The organism is Halanaerobaculum tunisiense (assembly GCF_054657635.1).
This window is the reverse complement of the sequence record NZ_BAAHYI010000002.1, coordinates 30,367-50,809: the sequence shown is the minus strand read 5'-3', so window position 1 is coordinate 50,809 and position 20,443 is coordinate 30,367. Positions and strand designations below refer to the sequence as shown.

Sequence of the window (20,443 nt, the reverse complement as noted above, 5' to 3'; positions counted from 1 at the left end):
TCTTTATATATATTATAGAACAAATCTAGAAGCACTATACAAACTTATCTGCTATTATTTTCTTGCTAATCAGCTTATATCTACTTAACTACTGTCTCAAGCCCCTGGTTAGTAAACACTTCTTTAATCTCTGCTAACTTTTCTTCACTAGGTGGTTCAACACCTTCTAGTTGATACTCTAAATCTAACTCTTCCCACTTATGAACACCTAATTGATGATAAGGCAACAACTCAACTTTTTCTAATTGCTCTAAAGAAGATAATTTCTCAACTAATAATTCTATCTCGTCTAAATTATCAGTCCAGCCTGGTACAATTACATGGCGAATCCAGAATGGTTGTTCTTTCTCTTCTAAAAAATCAACTAAATTTAATATTTTTTCGTTACTAACTCCAGTTAACTGCTGGTGCCGTTTATCATCTAGTTGCTTAATATCTAATAATACTAGATCGAGATAAGGCAGTAATTTAGCAAACTCTTTCTGTTCAATATATCCTGAAGTATCTATAGCAGTATGAATTCCTTCTTCTTTACTCTCGCGTAATAATTCCAACACAAAATCCAGCTGTAAAGTAGGTTCTCCGCCAGAAATAGTTAATCCTCCCTGACTACGGTTCATATAAGGCTTACACTTGATAGTTTTATCCATTAATTGGTCTACACTTTTTTCTTCTCCATCTTGGAGATGCCAGGTATCAGGATTATGACAGTATTTACAACGCAAAGGACAACCTTGCATAAAGACAACATAACGAATTCCTGGCCCATCCTGAGTGCCAAAACTTTCTACTGAATGAATATAGCCGGTAGTCATTCTAATCACCTCTTATTTAGTATTGACAAATAGTTGCTTTATATTGATATAAAGCTATAAGATCAAGATCGAGGTTTAGGCTTAGGAAAATCTTTATAAACTTCAGGATTATCTGTTTTTGGTTTTCTCAACCTTAGCCTCAACCTTAACCTCAACCTGAAGTTACTCAAAAAAATAGCCAGAGGATATCCTCTGGCTAGATTGAGCAACTATTACATTTGGTTGTGGAAAGTTCGGGCAATAACTTCCTGTTGTTGCTCTGGGGTTAAACGAATAAAGTTAACTGCATAACCAGATACCCGAATTGTTAATTGGGGATACTTTTCTGGATGTTCAACGGCATCTTCTAATGTCTCGCGTTGTAAAACATTAACATTTAAGTGATGAGCACCTTGACTAAAGTAACCATCTAGGATAGAAGTCAAATTATCCACCTGACTTGCTTCAGCTGAACCTAATGCTTGCGGAACAATAGAAAAAGTATTAGAGATACCATCTTGGCAGTAGTCATATGGTAATTTAGCTACAGAATTTAAAGAAGCCATAGCACCAGAAGTATCACGACCATGCATTGGATTAGCTCCCGGAGCAAATGGTTCTCCTGCTTCTCTGCCATCAGGAGTAGCGCCGGTCTTCTTACCATAGACAACATTAGAAGTGATAGTTAAGATAGATAAAGAATGCTTAGCATCCCGATATAATTCATGCTCTTCTAGCTTAGTCATAAATCTTTTTACAAAATCAGCTGCTAACTCATCTACTCGGTCATCATCATTACCGAACTTAGGGAAGTCACCTTCGATCTCAAAATCAGTAATTAGCCCCTCTTCATTCTTAATTGGTTTAACTGTAGCATACTTAATAGCACTTAAAGAATCAGCAATAATTGATAGCCCAGCTACTCCAAAGCCCATTATGCGCTCTACATCTGTATCATGTAGGGCCATCTGAACTCGCTCATAAGCATACTTATCATGCATATAGTGAATAATATTTAAAGCATCTACATATTTTTCTACTAACCAATCTAAGAAAGTATCAAACTTATTCATCACTGCCTCAAATTCCAGAACATCACCTTGGTAAGGAGCAATCTCAGGGCCAACTTGGACACCACTTACTTCATCTCGGCCCCCATTTAAGGAGTATAATAATGTCTTTGGTAAGTTACAACGAGCTCCAAAGAATAGCATTTCCTTACCAGTTCTCATTGCAGATACACAGCAAGAAATAGAGTAATCATCACCAAATTTTTCCCGCATTAAATCATCATTTTCATACTGGATAGAACTTGTATCCTTAGATACTTTAGTGCAGAATTCTTTGAATCCTCGCGGGAGATTCTCGGACCATAAAACAGTTAAATTAGGTTCTGGGGCTGGCCCAAGATTATAAAGGGTATTTAGTAATCTAAAGCTTGTCTTAGAGACTAATGGTCGACTATCAATCCCCATTCCACCTAAGACAATAGTAATCCACATTGGATCACCACTAAATAATTCATTATAATCTGGAGTTCTTAACTGCCGAGCTAATCTTAACTTAATTACAAAATCATCAATTAACTCTTGTGCTTCTGCTTCAGTTAACTCTCCAGCTGCAATATCTCGTTCAATGTAAATGTCAAAGAATTCAGCCACTCGTCCAAAGGACATAGCTGCTCCATTATTTTCTTGAATAGAGGCTAAATAACCCATATATGTCCACTGGATAGCTTCGCGGGCATTTTCAGCCGGCCGAGATAGATCAAGATTATAGGTCTTTCCTAGATCTTTTAACTTTTCTAACCCATCAATTTGTTCGCTTAATTCTTCTCGCAAGCGAACATTTTCTTCCGTCATCTGCGTCGGCAAATCAGCAATATCCTGCTTTTTATCCGCAATCAACTGATCAATTCCGTATAAAGCAATCCGGCGATAATCACCAATGATTCTACCCCGACCATAAGCATCAGGCAGACCAGTAATCACTCCCGAACGTCTAATTTCTCTTAATTCAGGTGTGTAGACATCATAAACACCATCATTATGTGTCTTCCGGTACTTAGTAAAAATCTCATCAATCTCCTCATCGACTTCATAACCATAAGCTTCAGCAGCTTGACGAGCCATACGAATACCGCCATACGTGTTTAAGGTTCTCTTAAGTGGTTCATCACTCTGTAATCCTACAATTTTTTCTAACTCCTGATCAATGTAACCAGCATCATAGGCATCTATATCAGATACAGTCTCCACATCAACATCCAAGACTCCATCATTTTCAATCTCTTGCCATAATAGATCACTGCACTCCTCCCATAATTTTTCTGTCCGTTCAGTTGGCCCGGCTAAAAAAGAATCATCTCCCTCGTAAGGAGTATAATTTTGTTGAACAAAATTTCTAACCTCAATTTCCTCTTCCCATTTTCCTGACTCAAAATCTTCTTGTTTCATTAGTAAGCCCCCTTTTTTTTAGTACTCAGCATCTATTATTAGATAAGCTAATTGAAAACATGAAATTTTCACATTATTACCAAGATTAAATAACAAAAACCCGCCTGGATAACATAACTGCTATCCAGGCGGGCGATTTATTCTCAGGATTATACTCCCCCATGGTTAGTTCCATGTTCTTCCGCCAGTCATATAATCCTATCTATTCTATTTTGTAACTCTATAATACCAGATAAACAACCAGTTGTCAATATCAACTATTCTAACAAGTTATCTAATATCATTGTCTCCGATCGTTTAGGGCCAACTGATAAAACTCCTAATTTCACACCTGTCAATTCACAAATCCGTGCTAAATATTGTTGAGCATTAGCAGGTAGATTATCATACTCTTTAATTTGGGAAGTATCCTCCTGCCAACCAGGTAGAGTTTCGTACACTGGAGTACACTCTTGTAAAATCTTATGATTAGTAGGGAACTCTGTTAATAATTCTCCCTGGTAGCGATAACCAGTACAAATTTTAATTTCTTCTAATCCATCTAGTACATCTAACTTAGTAACAGCTAAACTAGTTAAGCCATTTACTCTAGCAGCATACTTTACAATAACTGCATCAAACCAACCACAGCGTCTCGGTCGGCCTGTTGTAGTACCAAATTCAGCTCCTTTTTCTCTTAGCTGCTCTCCTGTAGCCTCCGTCAATTCAGTAGGAAAGGGCCCTTCTCCTACTCGAGTCGTATAAGCTTTAACAACACCAAGGGCCTGATCTAATTTAGTAGGGCCAACTCCTACTCCATTACAGACTCCTCCAGCAGTTGGATTAGAAGATGTAACATACGGATAAGTTCCATGATCAATATCCAATAAAGTCCCTTGCGCTCCTTCAAATAAGACAGCTTGCCCATTATCTATTGCTTGATTAACCAATACAGAAGTATCAGCTACATAATCTTTGATCTGTTGAGCATAGCCTAAATACTCCTCAATAATCTCAGTAGCATCCAAAGTATCTAGTCCGTACACCTTATCTAGAATTAAATTCTTTAACTCAACAGCTTCCTCCACTTTAGCAGTAAATTGCTCTTGGTCTAATAAATCCTCTACTCTAATTCCTAACCTACCAATCTTATCTTTATAAACCGGGCCAATCCCCTTACCAGTTGTCCCAATTTTATCATTACCTTTTCTTACTTCCTCAGCTTGATCCAACATTTTATGGTACGGCATAATCAAGTGAGCTTTAGAGCTGATATACAGATTAGTTACCTCAACTCCTTTATCTGCCAGATAATCTAACTCCTCAATCAATACTTGAGGATCAACTACTACTCCATTTCCGATTACGCAGGTAGTATCTTCATATAACACCCCAGATGGAATCAGGTGTAGTTTATATTCTGTATCTTCTACTACTACAGTATGGCCAGCATTATTACCACCTTGGTAGCGGACTACCAGATCTGCATCCTCAGAGATCAAATCTGTCAGTTTACCTTTACCTTCATCGCCCCATTGTGTTCCTATTACCACTGTTGTTCCCATTTGTTAGCCTCCTATTAAAAGCAATTTACAAAAGTGGCACTTTCGTGCCACAGCTATCTGTCGTCTGCTGTGAGCTATGTGCCAAAAGCTTTAAATTCAAAAACTACTAGGTCAGTACCCTGTGATTAAAATAAATCAGTAATGTATGACCTTTAATTATTTTAATTGTATAAAAATCTTTTAATGGTAGAAAACATTGATTGTTCTCCCTTGAAATCTTTTGGTAACTTTTGTATTTCAACAAAAGTTACTCGGAAAAAAGCTACTAAGTAGCTTTTCCGAAATAGTTGATTAATTTTTATTAAAAAGTGAAGTATTATATCAATATTACTTCCCTTTTACAAACAAATATTATTTATTTGTGATTGTAAATTATTCATTTTAAATTCTCAATTACTATTATTCTAACCCTAGTCGCTGATAAATAGTATCTATATTTTGTAAATGATAACTATAATCAAATATTTCTTCTACTTCCTGTTCACTCAAATGCTCTCTTAGTTCCTCATCTGCTAATAGTAAATCTTTAAAGTGTTGATCAGTCTCCCAAGCTTGCATAGCATTCCGCTGAACAATTTCATAAGCATCATCTCTAAGTAATCCCTGATCTACTAAAGTTAACATTACCTTTTGGGAGAAGATAAGTCCTTTTGTCTCCGCTAAATTAGCTTCCATATTAGCTTCGTGAACTCCTAAGTTATTAATTACCTCAGTAAATTTAGTCAACATATAATCAACTAGAATACTACTATCAGGTAAAACAACTCTTTCAGCAGAAGAATGAGTTAAATCCCGCTCATGCCATAAGTTAACATTATCAAAACCAGTCTGCGCATTGGACTTAACTACTCGCGATAATCCACAAATCCTCTCGGAAACAATTGGATTTTTTTTATGAGGCATAGCAGAAGAACCTTTTTGCCCTTTCTTAAAGGATTCCTCCACTTCTAAAATATCAGTCCGCTGGAGATTACGAATTTCAGTTGCAAATTTATCCAATGAGCTAGCAATCACAGCTAAAACAGATAAATACTCTGCCTGCCGATCTCGTTGTAAAATCTGTGATGAAATAGCTGCTGGCTCTAACTCTAATTTATGACAGGCTAACTTTTCTACTTCTGGATCAATATTGGCAAAAGTACCTACAGCCCCAGAGATCTTACCAACACTAATTCTCTCTAGCAGCCCCTTTACTCTTTCTATCTGGCGCTCTATTTCTGAATACCAATTAGCTAACTTGAGTCCTAAAGTAACAGGTTCAGCGTGAACTCCATGAGTTCTACCGATCATAACTTGTTTTTTATATTTTTTAGCTTTAAGAGCTAGTACTTCCTTAAACTCCTTTAGATCAGCTAAGATTACTTCCGCCGCTTCTTTAAGCTGTAAAGCTCGCGCTGTATCTTTAATATCTGAAGAAGTCAAGCCCTGATGAATATACTTAGATTCCTCGCCTACATTCTCTGCTACCGCCTGTAAGAAAGCTAAAATATCATGCCGAGTTTCCGCTTCAATCTCTTTAATCCGCGCTACTGTAAAATCAGCTTTAGCTTTAATATCTGTTACAGCTTCTCTAGGAATCTCACCAGTCTCTGCTAATGCTTCACAAACCGCTACTTCAATTTCTAACCATTTATCAAACTTACTCTCTTCATTCCAAACCTCTTTCATGGGAGATAAACTATAACGTTCTATCATTTAAAAGCCTCCTATCAGCTTGATATTCACTATTAACATCAACATAATAGCAAATTAATAGTTTATTGTCAATATAAAGTCGAATTTTAAATAATAAAAATATAATAATATTCGTTTATTTTAAGGCTTTAATTTCTTAAAACCTACTCTTACGGTTACTATCCGAAAAAATCGGAAATTAGCTTACCTAATCTTCTTTAATTCGGATTCAATCGGAAACTATCCTATCTAATATAAACACCCCAGCTATTAATTAGGCTAGGGCGCTAACTATTTATTTCTCTTCTTGCAGAGACTCTGGCATTGTAGGTTGGTAGCTAAGAGTTGTACTAGTAGAAGAAATATTACTTTTAGCTATTAACTTTAATACTCTTCTCAATATATTTTTAAATCTCATCATCTTCACTCCCTTCTACTACCTCTGCAATAGAAATATATTGTCTATTGTAGAACTTATAAGCTACCGGATTTAGGGTGAATAACTGCCAGCTAATCCCTAGTAAACCAGCTACTACAACCTGTTGACTACCACCTGTTAAGTAAAAAATATAATAACCTATTGATACCAGTTATTTATTAGTTTACTACTTAATAAATCCAATTTATCCTTATTTTCCATAGTATTCATCCTTTAGTATCAACTTATTCCAATATTAACATAACATATAAATAGAAATTATACAATAATATACTAAAAATATATTAATTTTGACAATTTTCAGCTACAGGTAGGTGGCAAATAAACTCGGTTCCAAATTGTTCTTCACTTTTAACTTCTATTTGACCACCTCCTTGGTCTACTATAGATTTAATAATATATAATCCATAACCGCGATCAGAGCCTTTATTGGAAAAACCAGGTGCAAAAATATGATCTAACATCTCTTGGTCAATAGGACTTCCTGTATTATAGACTGCTAGTTGGTACTTATTAGGCTCCTTCTTTTTTCCTCTTACCATTACAATCTTTAGTTCCTCATTAGATGACTCTACTGCCTCAACAGCATTATCAACTAGATTATAAAGCACCCGAAAAACTTTATTCAACTCCAAATTAACTGCTTCAATATCAGCATCAATCCAATACTCAAGATCAATCCCCTTCTCTTGCGCCTCTTCTTGCTTAGGTACGAGAATAGAATCTAAAATTGAGCCAGAAAAGTTATCATTATCACCCTTAGTCTTATTTAACTGAAGATTCTGTAAATCTTGATTTAGGGAAGTAATATAATCTAAGACTTCATCTTTCTTTTCTAATTGCACCATCCCGTATATTGTCTGTAAGTGATTAGAGAAATCATGTTTTTGGCGACGCAGATTCTTGATTAATTTCTCCTTTTCTTGTAATTTAACTGTCTTAATCTTCTGTTGAATATTACTATTAATTATTTTAGATAACTCTTTAATCATTATAATTGATAAAATAGATAATCCTACCGCAATAAATAAAATAATCTCTAATATAACTGTACCAGTAATATTAAAAAAAGATATATTCCGCCAGGTAGTAACTAATAACAGTAAAAAAGATTGAACCAGAAGGATAATAATTATATAAAATAATTTAGATTTACTTAAATTATTCATATTTTTCCCTGCCTGTAATTTGACTAATATTTATAATATTTAGATCCCAGCCATAGATAGCTGTCGCTGTAATCCAAAGTGGTAATTGTATTAGATAACTTATTAAACAAAAAATAAATAAACTACTATTAATAAATTCAGTTATACTAATATTTAACAAATTAACAACTATTGATAACACTAAGGCCTCACCAGTTAATAGACAGATAAAACCAGATAAAGAAGCTACTAATGCCCATTTCCAATCTATCTGGATAGTAAACTTGATTATCAAACTAAGAACAATACACAAAATCAAACTATGATAACCATACAGATCTAAAAAATTCCTAGTAATCACTAATGAAATAGTACAGATTATAGCCATTAAAATATAATTTTGTACTGTAGTCTTAATCCCCCATAATCCTAAACCTACATAAATTACTAATAGACTTTCTGGTAGTGAAGCAAATAATATCTTACCTACTGATAAATCCATCCTACCACCTCCACAAATGATTATTTAATAACTATTTATTTATTTTTTTAATTCTACATCATCCAGTAGAATCCTCCTGATAAACCAAAAAAAGGATAGATGGTAAACCATCTATCCTTCACGTTTGGATAAATCAACAAATTTAGTATATTCTTTTTGGAAGGCTAATTCCACTGTACCTACTGGACCATTCCGTTGCTTACCCACTATAATCTCTGTAATTCCTTGCTTTTCTGTATCAGGATTATAGTACTCATCACGATAAATAAAAGCCACTAAATCAGCATCCTGCTCAATAGAACCACTTGATCTTAAGTCACTTAACCGCGGTCGTTTATCATTTCTCTGTTCTACTGCCCTACTCAACTGAGAGAGAGAAACTACTGGTACATCTAACTCTCTAGCCAAGCCCTTCAGCGAACGAGAAATTTGCGATACCTCTAACTGGCGACTTTCAGTCCGCCCACTACTCTGCATTAATTGTAAATAATCTATTAGAATCATCCCTAAACCATGTTCAGCCTTAATTCTTCTGGCTTTGGCCCTCATTTCCATAGCACTGATTCCTGGAGTATCATCAATCAAAATACTAGACTCTCCTAACCGACCTGCTGCTTGAGATAGTCTCCGCCAGTCTGTATCTCTTAACTTACCTGTTCGTAATCTATGGCTATCCACATGAGCCTCTGAACACAACATCCGCTGGACCAATTGTGACTTAGCCATCTCCAACGAAAAAATGGCTACTGGAATATCCTCTTCTACAGCAACATACTGGGCAATATTAAGAGCTAAAGCTGTCTTACCCATACTAGGTCGCGCTGCAATAATATTCAAACTGGAATCCTGAAACCCAGAAGTCATCTTATCCAGGTCATGAAACCCGGTAGGCACTCCAGTTACATCACTATCATGCTCATGCAACTGTTCTAAGCGATCAAAAGTATCCATTAATACATCCTTAACATTAGCAAATCCTTCTACCCTTCTTGTTTGCGAAATCTCAAAGATTTTACTCTCGGCCTCATCTAACAGACTGTCAGCACTCTTTTCGCCACTATAGCCTAGTTGTGATATCTCACTTGATACCTTAATCAACCGCCTTAAAATTGATTTTTCTTCTACAATCTGAGCATAGTGTTCTATATTAGCTGCTGTAGGAACACTATTAACTAACGAAGTAATATAAGAAGCACCGCCAACATCCTCTAACTCTTCTTCCTCTCGTAATTCCTGGTTAATCGTCACTAAATCAACAGGTTCTCCTTGGTCAAAGAGCTGACCAATAGCCCTAAAAATAGTAGCATGCGATTGCCAGTAGAAGTCATCTCCATTTAAAACTTCAATTGCTTTAGCAATTGCATCTTTATCCAGTAACATAGATCCTAAAGTGGATTTTTCCGCATCTAAACTATGAGGAGGTACCTTTTCCACCTCACCCATTGTCTTTCACCTCCTCTAATAATCTGGTACATTTTAGCACTAAATCAATTATAAAAAACCAAAAGAGTAGCATTTACCAGCTACTCTTTGGGGCTTAATAATCTATATAACTGTCTACTAACCTAGGCTTCTACTACTTTAACCTTCACTGTAGCTAGCACTTCGGTATGCAATTTAACCTCTACTTTAGTAGTACCTAAAGTCTTGATATTATCAGTTAATTGTACCTTCCTCTTATCAACTTTAATTCCTGTTTCCTCTTTAATTTTCTCTGCTATATCAGTAGAAGTAACTGAACCAAACAATTTGCCATTATCCCCAGCTTTAACTGCTATCTCTAACAGCAGGTCTTCAATTTCAGCAGCTTTTTCTTCCGCTTCTTCTATCTGACGTTCTTCTCGCTGCTCTTGAGCTTTTCGTTTCTGTCTTAAATTCTTTAAGTTACCTTCCGTAGCTTTCTTAGCCAATCCTTTGGGAAATAAAAAATTACGAGCGTATCCATCTGCAGCTTCTACTACTTCACCTTGCTGACCTAAACCATTTACATCTTCTTCTAAAATCACTTTCATAATATCCCTCCCTGAGTCTAAACTACTTTTGTAATTGATTTAATCCTCTAAAATCAAATATAACATCAGCTAAACCAACTAAAAATAATAACTGAATGGTAAGAGGAAAGAAGATAACACCTACTAAGATAGTTAATCTATTTAGTTTATTAGCTAAAAAATAATAATAAGCTACAGCTAATCCTTCCACTGATAATAAAAAGCTAACTAAAACATAAATATTCATCCAGATAAAATGTTGGTTAAAATAGACAGCAAAGAAATAAAATAATAGAGTGAATCTTGGTAACTTAACCTCCTCTAAAGAGAATAATGGAGGATAATCAAACTCAGCAAACCTATTCAAAACTTTGCTACTCAAATAATAGTTACTAGTCGCTACTAATAATCCACTACACAAAAATAAGGTAGGATAAGTAGTTGTCAATAAAGTTAAAAATTGCTTCTTTATTGTAGCTAAAACTTCCTCAGAAATATCTATTTCTTGATAGAATTTAGCAACTAAATCTAAAACTGATTTTATTTGTTGAACAATATCGATTTCTAACATATAGGTAACAACTAGTAAATTAATAACTAAGGATATAACTACAGCAATAGTTCCTACAGTTAAAATCAACTTAGGAGAAAATCCTTCTTCAAAAGCTGCTCCTATAGCTACTCCTACTAAACCAGTATAAAAAACAGTTAAAAATAATAAAGCAGGATTGATAAACAGGATTAAAATAATAGCATTCACTACACTAGCAATGATACTTAATCTACTATTCCATCTAGCTGCTAGAATGATTAGAGGTAAGGGGGTTATTAATAATAGAAGGCTACCTAACGGAAAATAGAGGCCTAAAATAGTCATTACGGCAGTAAACCCAGCTAATAATGCTCCTTCAATCAATGCTCTTGTCTGCAATAAACCCACCTCAATTTCGCTTCCGCAAATGCTCTAAAAGTTTACTTAAGTCGCCATACCACTCTTCAATCTGGTGTTCGCTATCTATGTTATTTTGGATTTTTTTCTCTAACTTCCTATCTAGTTGGTCAAAAGAATAACCTAATCTTTGGGCCAACAAGTAGATAGCCATGATAATACTTGCTATTATATCCAATAATTCAAATTGATCATTATCTCCTACCATCGACTTAAATAATTTAGATATGTTATCTAATATCTCTGTCTTCAGCCACTCAATAATTTTTAAATTCTTTGTGATAGACCCTTCTTTAGAGTTAAACTTTTTCATGAAGAACCTCCTAAATAACCAATGTCTACCACTTACTTCTGGAAAAAAATTCTTTTTCCTGCAAAATTAAAATAAAAGGAGGTATCAAATACCTCCTTTTAATAAACTAGTCTATCTTAAAAGGTAATAAAGCCATATTTCTAGCTCTCTTAATTGCTGAAGTTACCTTTCTTTGGTGTTGCGCACAATTACCAGTAATTCTTCTTGGTAGAATTTTTCCTCGATCAGTTATATATTTACGTAGATTTTGGACGTCTTTATAATCAATTTTTTCTATATCTTTTGCACAAAATTCGCAAGACTTGCCCCGTGCCATACAGTCACCTCCTTAACAAACTTATTTAAAATGGTACTTCTATATCGTCATCATTATTAGCGGACTGATTTTGATCAGAAGTCTGATTATTATTGTTGTTACTACTATCTCCATACTCTAAAAACTGAACACTATTAGCTACTACTTCAGTTACTCTTCGGCGTTGGCCTTGGTCAGTTTCATAAGATCTAATCTGTAATCTACCTTCTGCTGCTGCTAATCTTCCTTTAGCTAAGTAATTAGCACAGTTTTCAGCCTGCTTACGCCAGACAACAATATCTATAAAATCAGTATCATATTCGCCATCTCTATTTCTAAAATTACGCTCCACAGCTAATGTAAAATTACAAACTGCTGTCCCACTGGGAGTATATCTTAACTCAGGGTCATCAGTCAATCTACCGATTAGCACAACTTTATTAAGCACTTATTACACCACCCTGCTATTACTCATCCTTAAGAATTATATTTCTCATGATATTATCATTAATATCATAAACTCTTCTTAGCTCGTCAACAGTTGCAGGAGTACCTTGGAAATTAACTACTGTATAATAACCAGCTTGATGGTCATTAACCTCATAAGCCAATTCTTTAGTACCCCATTCATCTAAATTAACTACTTCACCTTCGTAATTAGCAATCGCATCAGTTACTCTTTCTACTAATTCTTCTGTAGCTTCTTCTTCTAAATCAGGATTAATAATAAACATAGTCTCGTATTTTCGCATTCACTTCACCTCCTCCATATGGTCATGGCCCTAAATTGTAGTTAGAGCATGGAATCGATTATTATTATAACATAGCTTGACCAATTTGCAAACAACCTTTTTGACTAAACATTAAACTTAAAGTGGCAGACATCTCCATCCTGGATTATATAATCCTTACCTTCTAAACGCAAAGTACCATTTTCTCTAGCTTGAGCAAAAGAACCTGCTTCTACTAACTTTTCATAACTGATAACTTCTGCTCTGATAAATCCTCGCTCCATATCAGAATGGATCGTTCCAGCAGCTTCTGGAGCAGTAGCTCCTTGTTGTACCGTCCAGGCTCTCACTTCTTTCTCTCCTGCTGTAAAGAAAGTAAGCAAACCTAACAGCCGATAACCTGCTTTAATTAATTTATCCAAACCTGACTCTTCTATTCCTAATTCTGCCAAAAATAGCTCTTTTTCCTCACCACCAAGCTCAGCTACTTCTGACTCAATTCCAGCACTAACAGTTACTACTTCTGCCTCTTCTTGCTCTGCTTTAGATTTTATCTTATTTACTAAAGGATTGTTTTCCTGAACAATATCCTCTTCTCCTACATTAGCAGCATATAAAACTGGTTTTAACGTTAATAAATTTAAATCTCTAATTAATTTTTCTTCTCGAGCCGATAAATCTAAAATCCGAGCTGGCTGACCTTCTTCTAGTACAGCTTCTACTTTTTCTAATACTTCAAATTGTTCTTCATACTTTTGTTCCCCAGACTTTAACATCCGTTCTGTCTTTTCTTTTTTATTAGTTACACTATCTAAATCAGCTAAAATAAGCTCCATTTCAATAATCTCTATATCCCGTAAAGGATCTACACTACCTTCGACATGAGTAATATCATCATCTTCAAAACAACGAACAACGTGAACAATAGCATCCACTTCCCGAATATTGCCTAAAAACTTATTTCCTAATCCTTCTCCTTCACTAGCTCCTTTAACTAACCCAGCAATATCCACAAACTCAATAGCTGTCGGTATTGTTTCCTGGGGCTCAATTAACTCAGTTAACTTATCCAACCTCTGATCTGGAACATCTACAATCCCTACATTAGGATCAATAGTACAGAAAGGATAATTCTCTGAGTCAGCTCCTGCTTCAGTAATTGCATTAAATAAAGTTGATTTTCCTACATTAGGTAATCCTACAATTCCACACTTCAAACCCATAGTACAAACCGCTCCTTTATGTTAGTTTACAGTTTATAATTTATAATTTACAGTGACCTTGTCCTTAATCTAATCCTTAACCTCGGCCTTGTCCTTAACCTTCCTCTACTTTCTGCTGAACACTCTTCTCAAATTTTTTTCTCGGTAACATCAGAAGTCTATCACATTCTAAACAGCGAACTCTAAAGTCAGCTCCTGTTCTTAAAATTTCCCATTTATCATTCCCACAGGGATGTTCTTTCTTAAACTGCACGACTTCTCCAACAGCAAATTCCATGCTGTCACCTCCTAGTTAAACTCCTTATAAAAGTATATAAGGAAATAGTAGAAAATGCAAACAGAACTGATTATTGATATAAAGTATAACTTTACAAATTTACACTTTAATCTCTACAACCTTAAAATTCATTCCGGAAAGCTTGCAAGCAAGCTTTTTTCCGTGATACTTTTTTCACGACAAAAAAGTATCCAAAAAGTCTTAGGAAAGAGAAAATGCTTCTTACCATTGAAAAAATGTTCAGCTGCTAAGTAGTATTAAAATTTAGTTTAATCTCTAGTTCTTAATCTTAGAACGCTTCTCTTTCCTGTTTAAAATTCAAAAACTTAAAAAGTTCTAGAATTGGTAACTTTTAATGATTGTTCTACTTAAATTAAACCAGAGCAACCTTTTGTAATTACTAGGTAAGAGTTTCACAACGATATTTGAATTTTTTTAGTAACGAATCTTAGCGATCTGGAGTAAAAATAAGGCTTGAATTACCTAATTTGTAGAATATTAAATTAGGTTAGCCTTATTTTTAAGCAGTGAGCTCTAGATGAGTTTGAAAAAATTCAGAGAGTGAGAAAACTCTTGCCTAGTAAACTAGGGGACGACATTATATCAATTATGTTTCACTCTTCTCCACAACTGTTAAATGATTATAAGGAATCTCAATCCCTACCTGATCAAAACGTTCTTTAACCTGCTGTTTTAGTACCCGTTCCATCTGCCAAAGCTGAAAAGGCTCCACCATAGCAACTAAACGTAAATTAACACTGGAATCAGCTAACTCCTGGACTCCTAGCACAGTTGGCCCTTCTTTAAATACTGTAGTATATTCTTCTTTAATTTCCTCACATAACTTATCTAAGACATTAAGTGCTTCCTGGATATCCTGTTCATAAGTAATTGCTGCATCAACTACAACTCTTCTTGCACTAGCAGTCAAGTTAGTTACTTGGTCAATACTACCATTAGGAATAGTATGAATTATACCATCAAAGTCTTTGATTTTAGTTACGCGGAGACCTATCTCCTCTACAATACCTTCTCGATTAGCAATCTTAATATAATCGCCTACTACAAATTGTTTTTCAAAAATAATAAAGAAACCAGTAATAACATCTTTAACCAAACTCTGAGCTCCAAAACCAACAGCTACCCCTACTACTCCTGCTCCAGTGATAATCGAAACAGTTGGCACTCCTAAAACCTCAAGTACCATAGTCCCGCCTATAAAATAGAAAAGATACCGTAAACCACTATGTAATAAACTATTTAATGTCTTATTTCGTTGTTTAACATACTGATCAGTATCAGCTTTTTCTCGAAACATCTGCGTTAGAAATTTATCTCCTAAATACAATAATAATTTAGTAGCTACTACAATACTTACTATCTGTAGCAAGGCTAGTCCAATTTGAATTAAAGTAGCAGGAGCAAAAAATTGAGCTAACCAAGCAATCACTTGCTCCATATTAGCTCTCCTTTCTGTAATTTTCCATTTTCATAAAACAATCTAGGTATTCTCGGGCCAACTCTACTAACCACTTCATAATTAATAGTTCCTAATAAATAACGTTGGCCCTGGTATAAAACTTCTGCTGTATCAGATTATAATGAGTTGTCATATCTAGTTTATCTCGTACCTGTTCTAAGTTATATTTAATAGCATCTAAATCAATTTCTAGCCAACTAGAGCCAGTAACCTCCATAATCACCACTTCCTTTATACACCTTCTGTCCGGCATAACTAACTATTAATCCCGCCATCAAACTCAAATTTATTTTTCCTAACCAGGGATAAATTAATTCAACTAATTTAGAAAAACGTAAATTAACTATTGGTAGCACAATAACTAAGATTAGTAATAATAATCTACCTTTAGTTAAAGAACAAACTGCTTCTAACCTCGTTACTAAGCCGTATAAATTACAGCTTGCTGTAGTCAACATTGCCAACCACAATACTATACCATAGACATAATAAAGCTTAGCTTGGTACTTATAAACTATCTCCAACATAGGTATCTCACTAGCAATAATTTCTGGAGTATACTGCAACAAAATACTACCTATTACAAAAGCAATTATTCCCAACATCAATCCTCCCGCAAAGATACCTATAACTACTTCCTGTCGCCTCATTTTAGCTGTTAAAGGTAGTAAAATAACCATTCCTAATACTAAATTATAACCACTATAGACTGCAGCAGAAGTAACAATAGGTAACTTAAAAGAGAATGAGGGCTCAACTAAATCAGCCGTAGTAGTTAAATTAATTACTACTACCAGACTAATTATAATTAAAACAGGGATTAATAGAGTATTTAATTTCATTATTCCTTCCAATCCATAATAATTACTACCGACTATGATAAACACTGTCACCACTAACCCTAGATTAAGAGGCCAAGTAAAAAGATAATTAAAGATTTCTTTGCAACCAGCTAGCATAACAATTAAACTTCCTAATAAAAATAAAGTTAAAAAAAGATCGGCTACTAAACCAATTACTCTACCGCCAAGTTTATAAAATAAATTATGATAATCCTCTAATTGAAAGTGGTAGCCTACTAACCCCATACTAATACCTAATAAAATAAATAACAGACCTGAGATGATAATTCCAGTTAGACCACTAGCGCCATAGACAATAAAAAATTGTAGTAACTCCTGGCCAGAAGCAAATCCAGCTCCAATAATAGCTCCGATATATGTAACAGCTACTTGAAAATATCTCTTTAACTTCATATTATTCCTCCCCCCTCTTTAATACATATGAAATAAGAAATAAACTTAAATTAGTAAAATATTACAGTTTAAAACTAGCTATAAACTCATATACTAAAAAAGATAATAAATTGCTTCTTTAGGGAGGAAGAACATGAAACCACAAGAGCCAACAAGCTGTCAATACTGTGCAACACAACTAGCTAACCCTAAGTTCTTTAGGGATCAACAACCTGTCTGTCAAAGTTGCTACTTGGCTTTACAGAATATATCCTCAACTGACTTTGATAGACAAAAACTACTAACTAACAACCGAGTTCATATTGATGATCCACTAGCAATTTCTAATCTAAAAAAAATTATTAATCACCAGCTACAACTAAAGTATCACGCAGACCACCAGAAATTAATCGTGGCCTGTATTGGGACTGATCGTTCCACAGGAGATGCATTAGGCCCTTTAGTTGGATCCAAACTAACTAAATTCCGCTTTAATAATTCAGTTGATATTTTAGGTACTTTAGAAAACCCAGTCCACGCTACCAATCTACAAGATCAAATTGAAAAAATCCAACACAAATATAATAATCCTTTTATTATAGCTATTGATGCTGGATTAGGAAAGAATAATAGTGTTGGTTCAATCAGCGTCAAAAATGGTCCCTTACAACCAGGCACTGGAGTCGATAAAAAATTGCCAGAAATAGGCAATCTACATATTACTGGTTTAGTTAATGTAGCTGGCTATATGGAGTACTTTGTTCTCCAAAGCACTAGATTGAATATAGTATTTAAAATGTCTAAAATAATCTCTTATGCCTTAGCTAAGACTTTAAAATAACTACAGCTCTAACTTCATTTTAACATGTTCAATTCCTGCTTCTACAATTATTTCTTCCGAAATAACCTGAAAACCATTCTGCAGATAAAATTCTCGCGCCTTTAACTGAGCATGTAAAACGAGAGTAGCTAACTTTTGTTGTTGAGCATACATAGTAACTGACTCTAACAACTTACTACCTACTCTTTGGCGACGGAAATCAACCTTAACAGCCATTCGTTCTACCTTACCTGTCTGATTATCGCTTCGAAGCCGGCAAGTACCAATTACTTCTCCTTGCTTGACAGCTATAAACTGATCTGCCTGTTGATCATTACCATCAATTTCTAATTCTAAAGGTACATCTTGCTCTTCGACAAATACTTCTTTTCTGACCTCTAAAGCCTGCTCTAACTCCTGGTTAGTTGTTGCTTGTTTAACCTTCATTAACCTGCTCCTCATCAGGTAAGTCTATTACAGCTTCTTGCTCCTCATCTGAAGCCAACTGGCTTCTATCTAAATTAGCTGTACTACTTCCCTCAAAGACGCCACCATCATGAATCACTAAATTAGAGATACTAATATCTCCACTCAACCGGCCTGTACTAACAACCTCTAATTTATCATCAACTACTACATTGCCTTCTACTGAACCAGCAATCATCACATTTTCAGCTTTTATATCAGCAGTTAATCTACCTTCTTGACCAATAAATACATCTCCTTCAGCAGTTAGTGTACCATTTAACTGCCCATCAATCCTGATTGATTCTTCCACTTCAATCTCGCCTTCAATAATTGTTTCTTGACTAATTACTGTCCCTACATTTTTATCATCTTGTTTATCACTTCCAAACATTAGTTATACCCTCCTTGATTATTTTATAACCTATTTTATATATTCTATAGGATTAATTGGTTTACCTTGGTATTGAATTTCATAATGTAGATGCGGACCAGTACTCCGGCCTGTATTACCAGTTAAAGCAATAGTCTGTCCTCTACTTACTTGCTCACCTACTCTAACTAACAATCGTTTATTATGTCCATATAAAGTTCGGTAGCCATAACCATGATCAATAATAATTGCTTTTCCGTAACCTTGTTTTTGCCCAGCAAAGATAACTTTTCCTCTTCCAGTAGCAATTGCCTTGTGATTATACCAGACTCCAATGTCTACCCCATCATGAAACACTTTTCTATTCAATACGGGGTGATCACGATAACCATAGGCAGAGCTGATTTTTCCTTTCTGCTTCTTAATCGGCCACCCTTGTGGTTTAGAAGCTAAATAATCTTTATACCTTGTGACATCTTCTTTCAGTTGGGATAATTTCTGTTCCCCTTGTGGTAGATCCTTTTGTAAAGAACTAACATTTTTTTCCGCCTGTCGAACCACATTTTCATTTGCTTGCTTTGGAGTATAACTTACTGTTTTAACTGTTGTAGAATCTACTTTAGCTTGCTGGTCAGGCTGGCTATTAAAATCAACCATCTGCTTGATCTTACGGTTTTCTTTCTTTAGTTGACTAAATTGTTCTTTTATTTTTTCTGTCTCCCGAGATAACTTAGCTAGCTTTTCATACAAATGTTCGTTTTTCTTCTTTAATTGTTTGTTTTGTTGCTCATAAGGTTTAAGAGTTGCTATTTTTTGCTGCACAGAATCATACTGGGTATAGTAATAATATAAACACCCTAGTAGAGATACCAGACTAACTAATAAACAAACACCAGCAACTCTTAACCATTTTTTTGGAATTCGAATCCGGAATACATCTTGCGAAGTATGGGGTATAATCTGTAAAGTGATCTCTTTTTTTGACTTATTTTCAGACATCGTCTCCCCCCCTTCCTAACTTATTATTTTCAACCTAACTAAGATCTAAAAGAAAGTTACTAACAAAACATTAACTAAAATTGCAGGTAATAAATTACCCACTTTGATCTCAGTTATTTCTAATATATTAAGAGCAATTCCTACAATCAATAATCCACCAATAGCTGTCATCTCAGTCACTACATTGGAGGTTAAAATACTAGTTAACCAGCTAGCTAACAAAGTGATTGTTCCTTGGTAGACCAAAACAGAACCAGCTGCTAAAATAACCCCTGCCCCCAATGTGGACGCAAAAGCAATAGCAGAAAATCCATCTAGTAGTGATTTAGCATATAAAGTAGAAGGATTTTGTTGTAATCCATCCTGAACCGCCCCCATAATAGCCATAGCCCCCACACAATAAATCAAACTACACTGCACAAAGCCAACTACTAGACCATCTTGACTACCAAATATTCCTTCTAACCAATTACCTACCTGCTCTAATCTGGTTTCAATCTTTAGTCCTTCCCCAATCAGACCTCCAATCACTAAACTAAAAATTATTAAAGTCATTTCTTGACCTTTGAGAGCCATTTGGAACCCAATTAATAAGACAGCAAGACTTAGCCCCTGAATTACAACTTCTTTTAGCGAATTGGGGAGTTTATCTCCCAAAAATAATCCTATACTACCTCCAATGACAATTGCTATTGTATTTACTATAGTTCCTGTCACATTTAACCACCATTCCTT

24 protein-coding genes and 1 riboswitch are annotated in these 20,443 nt (G+C 34.9%); of the genes, 1 reads left to right on the top strand and 23 read right to left on the bottom strand.

Features of this window, described 5'->3' with window-relative positions:
• Window positions 1-80: 80 nt before the first annotated feature.
• From pflA to ACYQ3D_RS01780, 19 genes are all read right to left on the bottom strand, one after another.
• Complete coding sequence (pflA, locus tag ACYQ3D_RS01870; protein WP_459835584.1) at window positions 81-815, bottom strand: pyruvate formate-lyase-activating protein; 735 nt, start codon at window positions 813-815, stop codon at window positions 81-83.
• Window positions 816-1,027: 212 nt separating this feature from the next.
• On the bottom strand, window positions 1,028-3,250 hold the full coding sequence (pflB, locus tag ACYQ3D_RS01865) for a formate C-acetyltransferase (RefSeq protein ID WP_459835581.1): 2,223 nt from the start codon (window positions 3,248-3,250) through the stop codon (window positions 1,028-1,030).
• 115 nt (window positions 3,251-3,365) lie between these two features.
• Window positions 3,366-3,452: riboswitch (ZMP/ZTP riboswitch) on the bottom strand.
• Between the two features lie 55 nt (window positions 3,453-3,507).
• Complete coding sequence (locus tag ACYQ3D_RS01860) at window positions 3,508-4,794, bottom strand: adenylosuccinate synthase (protein WP_459835579.1); 1,287 nt, start codon at window positions 4,792-4,794, stop codon at window positions 3,508-3,510.
• Between the two features lie 399 nt (window positions 4,795-5,193).
• A complete protein-coding gene (gene purB, locus ACYQ3D_RS01855) occupies window positions 5,194-6,489 on the bottom strand; it encodes an adenylosuccinate lyase (RefSeq protein ID WP_459835576.1) in 1,296 nt (431 codons plus the stop codon).
• Between the two features lie 274 nt (window positions 6,490-6,763).
• Window positions 6,764-6,886, bottom strand: a complete 123-nt coding sequence (locus ACYQ3D_RS01850; RefSeq protein ID WP_459835573.1) for a cyclic lactone autoinducer peptide — start codon at window positions 6,884-6,886, stop codon at window positions 6,764-6,766.
• A gap of 305 nt (window positions 6,887-7,191) precedes the next feature.
• Window positions 7,192-8,076 carry a sensor histidine kinase gene (locus ACYQ3D_RS01845; RefSeq protein WP_459835570.1) on the bottom strand — a complete coding sequence of 295 codons (885 nt, stop codon included), beginning with the start codon at window positions 8,074-8,076 and terminating at the stop codon, window positions 7,192-7,194.
• Window positions 8,069-8,557 carry a hypothetical protein gene (locus ACYQ3D_RS01840; RefSeq protein ID WP_459835568.1) on the bottom strand — a complete coding sequence of 163 codons (489 nt, stop codon included), beginning with the start codon at window positions 8,555-8,557 and terminating at the stop codon, window positions 8,069-8,071. Before ACYQ3D_RS01840 ends, ACYQ3D_RS01845 begins: the two co-directional genes overlap by 8 nt.
• Before the next feature lie 111 nt (window positions 8,558-8,668).
• On the bottom strand, window positions 8,669-10,000 hold the full coding sequence (gene dnaB / locus ACYQ3D_RS01835; protein WP_459835566.1) for a replicative DNA helicase: 1,332 nt from the start codon (window positions 9,998-10,000) through the stop codon (window positions 8,669-8,671).
• Window positions 10,001-10,122: 122 nt separating this feature from the next.
• A complete protein-coding gene (gene rplI / locus ACYQ3D_RS01830; protein WP_459835564.1) occupies window positions 10,123-10,569 on the bottom strand; it encodes a 50S ribosomal protein L9 in 447 nt (148 codons plus the stop codon).
• Between the two features lie 22 nt (window positions 10,570-10,591).
• Window positions 10,592-11,479 carry a DUF2232 domain-containing protein gene (locus ACYQ3D_RS01825; RefSeq protein WP_459835562.1) on the bottom strand — a complete coding sequence of 296 codons (888 nt, stop codon included), beginning with the start codon at window positions 11,477-11,479 and terminating at the stop codon, window positions 10,592-10,594.
• A 10-nt stretch (window positions 11,480-11,489) separates the two neighbouring features.
• Complete coding sequence (locus ACYQ3D_RS01820) at window positions 11,490-11,810, bottom strand: MazG-like family protein (protein WP_459835559.1); 321 nt, start codon at window positions 11,808-11,810, stop codon at window positions 11,490-11,492.
• A 106-nt stretch (window positions 11,811-11,916) separates the two neighbouring features.
• On the bottom strand, window positions 11,917-12,126 hold the full coding sequence (rpsR, locus tag ACYQ3D_RS01815) for a 30S ribosomal protein S18 (protein WP_459835557.1): 210 nt from the start codon (window positions 12,124-12,126) through the stop codon (window positions 11,917-11,919).
• Window positions 12,127-12,151: 25 nt separating this feature from the next.
• A complete protein-coding gene (locus ACYQ3D_RS01810; RefSeq protein ID WP_459835555.1) occupies window positions 12,152-12,553 on the bottom strand; it encodes a single-stranded DNA-binding protein in 402 nt (133 codons plus the stop codon).
• 19 nt (window positions 12,554-12,572) lie between these two features.
• Window positions 12,573-12,857 (bottom strand): 30S ribosomal protein S6, encoded by a 285-nt coding sequence (gene rpsF, locus ACYQ3D_RS01805; protein ID WP_459835553.1) that lies wholly within the window; start codon window positions 12,855-12,857, stop codon window positions 12,573-12,575.
• Between the two features lie 104 nt (window positions 12,858-12,961).
• On the bottom strand, window positions 12,962-14,059 hold the full coding sequence (ychF, locus tag ACYQ3D_RS01800) for a redox-regulated ATPase YchF (RefSeq protein ID WP_459835551.1): 1,098 nt from the start codon (window positions 14,057-14,059) through the stop codon (window positions 12,962-12,964).
• 94 nt (window positions 14,060-14,153) lie between these two features.
• Entirely contained in the window at window positions 14,154-14,336 is a 183-nt protein-coding gene (locus tag ACYQ3D_RS01795; protein ID WP_459835548.1) for a DUF951 domain-containing protein, read from the bottom strand.
• A gap of 607 nt (window positions 14,337-14,943) precedes the next feature.
• Complete coding sequence (locus ACYQ3D_RS01790) at window positions 14,944-15,795, bottom strand: mechanosensitive ion channel family protein (RefSeq protein WP_459835546.1); 852 nt, start codon at window positions 15,793-15,795, stop codon at window positions 14,944-14,946.
• Window positions 15,796-15,886: 91 nt separating this feature from the next.
• The gene (locus tag ACYQ3D_RS01785) at window positions 15,887-16,033 is read right to left on the bottom strand and encodes a hypothetical protein (RefSeq protein WP_459835544.1); all 147 of its coding nucleotides are present in this window, start codon (window positions 16,031-16,033) and stop codon (window positions 15,887-15,889) included.
• Window positions 16,014-17,072, bottom strand: coding sequence for a YkvI family membrane protein (locus tag ACYQ3D_RS01780; protein WP_459835542.1), 1,059 nt, complete (start codon window positions 17,070-17,072; stop codon window positions 16,014-16,016). The genes ACYQ3D_RS01785 and ACYQ3D_RS01780 overlap by 20 nt, the downstream gene beginning before the upstream one ends.
• Window positions 17,073-17,205: 133 nt before the next feature.
• On the opposite strand from ACYQ3D_RS01780, the gene yyaC reads away from it, so the two are divergent.
• Window positions 17,206-17,892 (top strand): spore protease YyaC, encoded by a 687-nt coding sequence (yyaC, locus tag ACYQ3D_RS01775; protein WP_459835540.1) that lies wholly within the window; start codon window positions 17,206-17,208, stop codon window positions 17,890-17,892.
• Here yyaC and ACYQ3D_RS01770 read toward each other — a convergent pair whose 3' ends face one another.
• From ACYQ3D_RS01770 to ACYQ3D_RS01755, 4 genes are read right to left on the bottom strand one after another with little or no spacing between them, the layout of a single operon-like run.
• Window positions 17,893-18,318, bottom strand: coding sequence for a GNAT family N-acetyltransferase (locus ACYQ3D_RS01770; protein WP_459835538.1), 426 nt, complete (start codon window positions 18,316-18,318; stop codon window positions 17,893-17,895). It lies immediately after the preceding gene.
• Window positions 18,308-18,730 (bottom strand): polymer-forming cytoskeletal protein, encoded by a 423-nt coding sequence (locus ACYQ3D_RS01765; protein WP_459835536.1) that lies wholly within the window; start codon window positions 18,728-18,730, stop codon window positions 18,308-18,310. Before ACYQ3D_RS01765 ends, ACYQ3D_RS01770 begins: the two co-directional genes overlap by 11 nt.
• 30 nt (window positions 18,731-18,760) lie before the next feature.
• Complete coding sequence (locus ACYQ3D_RS01760; RefSeq protein ID WP_459835534.1) at window positions 18,761-19,708, bottom strand: peptidoglycan DD-metalloendopeptidase family protein; 948 nt, start codon at window positions 19,706-19,708, stop codon at window positions 18,761-18,763.
• Window positions 19,709-19,753: 45 nt separating this feature from the next.
• Window positions 19,754-20,425, bottom strand: coding sequence for a DUF554 domain-containing protein (locus ACYQ3D_RS01755; protein WP_459835532.1), 672 nt, complete (start codon window positions 20,423-20,425; stop codon window positions 19,754-19,756).
• Window positions 20,426-20,443: the final 18 nt, after the last annotated feature.

Coding starts and splice junctions, on each gene's coding strand:
- yyaC (WP_459835540.1), top strand. CDS start 17,206: ATGAAACCACAAGAGCCAACAAGCTGTCAATACTGTGCAACACAACTA.
- pflB (WP_459835581.1), bottom strand. CDS start 3,250: ATGAAACAAGAAGATTTTGAGTCAGGAAAATGGGAAGAGGAAATTGAG.
- rpsF (WP_459835553.1), bottom strand. CDS start 12,857: ATGCGAAAATACGAGACTATGTTTATTATTAATCCTGATTTAGAAGAA.
- dnaB (WP_459835566.1), bottom strand. CDS start 10,000: ATGGGTGAGGTGGAAAAGGTACCTCCTCATAGTTTAGATGCGGAAAAA.
- ACYQ3D_RS01785 (WP_459835544.1), bottom strand. CDS start 16,033: ATGGAGGTTACTGGCTCTAGTTGGCTAGAAATTGATTTAGATGCTATT.
- rplI (WP_459835564.1), bottom strand. CDS start 10,569: ATGAAAGTGATTTTAGAAGAAGATGTAAATGGTTTAGGTCAGCAAGGT.
- ACYQ3D_RS01760 (WP_459835534.1), bottom strand. CDS start 19,708: ATGTCTGAAAATAAGTCAAAAAAAGAGATCACTTTACAGATTATACCC.
- purB (WP_459835576.1), bottom strand. CDS start 6,489: ATGATAGAACGTTATAGTTTATCTCCCATGAAAGAGGTTTGGAATGAA.
- ACYQ3D_RS01840 (WP_459835568.1), bottom strand. CDS start 8,557: ATGGATTTATCAGTAGGTAAGATATTATTTGCTTCACTACCAGAAAGT.
- ACYQ3D_RS01780 (WP_459835542.1), bottom strand. CDS start 17,072: ATGAAGTTAAAGAGATATTTTCAAGTAGCTGTTACATATATCGGAGCT.
- ACYQ3D_RS01770 (WP_459835538.1), bottom strand. CDS start 18,318: ATGAAGGTTAAACAAGCAACAACTAACCAGGAGTTAGAGCAGGCTTTA.
- ACYQ3D_RS01765 (WP_459835536.1), bottom strand. CDS start 18,730: ATGTTTGGAAGTGATAAACAAGATGATAAAAATGTAGGGACAGTAATT.
- pflA (WP_459835584.1), bottom strand. CDS start 815: ATGACTACCGGCTATATTCATTCAGTAGAAAGTTTTGGCACTCAGGAT.
- ychF (WP_459835551.1), bottom strand. CDS start 14,059: ATGGGTTTGAAGTGTGGAATTGTAGGATTACCTAATGTAGGAAAATCA.
- ACYQ3D_RS01845 (WP_459835570.1), bottom strand. CDS start 8,076: ATGAATAATTTAAGTAAATCTAAATTATTTTATATAATTATTATCCTT.
- ACYQ3D_RS01820 (WP_459835559.1), bottom strand. CDS start 11,810: ATGAAAAAGTTTAACTCTAAAGAAGGGTCTATCACAAAGAATTTAAAA.
- ACYQ3D_RS01795 (WP_459835548.1), bottom strand. CDS start 14,336: ATGGAATTTGCTGTTGGAGAAGTCGTGCAGTTTAAGAAAGAACATCCC.
- ACYQ3D_RS01790 (WP_459835546.1), bottom strand. CDS start 15,795: ATGGAGCAAGTGATTGCTTGGTTAGCTCAATTTTTTGCTCCTGCTACT.
- ACYQ3D_RS01860 (WP_459835579.1), bottom strand. CDS start 4,794: ATGGGAACAACAGTGGTAATAGGAACACAATGGGGCGATGAAGGTAAA.
- rpsR (WP_459835557.1), bottom strand. CDS start 12,126: ATGGCACGGGGCAAGTCTTGCGAATTTTGTGCAAAAGATATAGAAAAA.
- ACYQ3D_RS01850 (WP_459835573.1), bottom strand. CDS start 6,886: ATGAGATTTAAAAATATATTGAGAAGAGTATTAAAGTTAATAGCTAAA.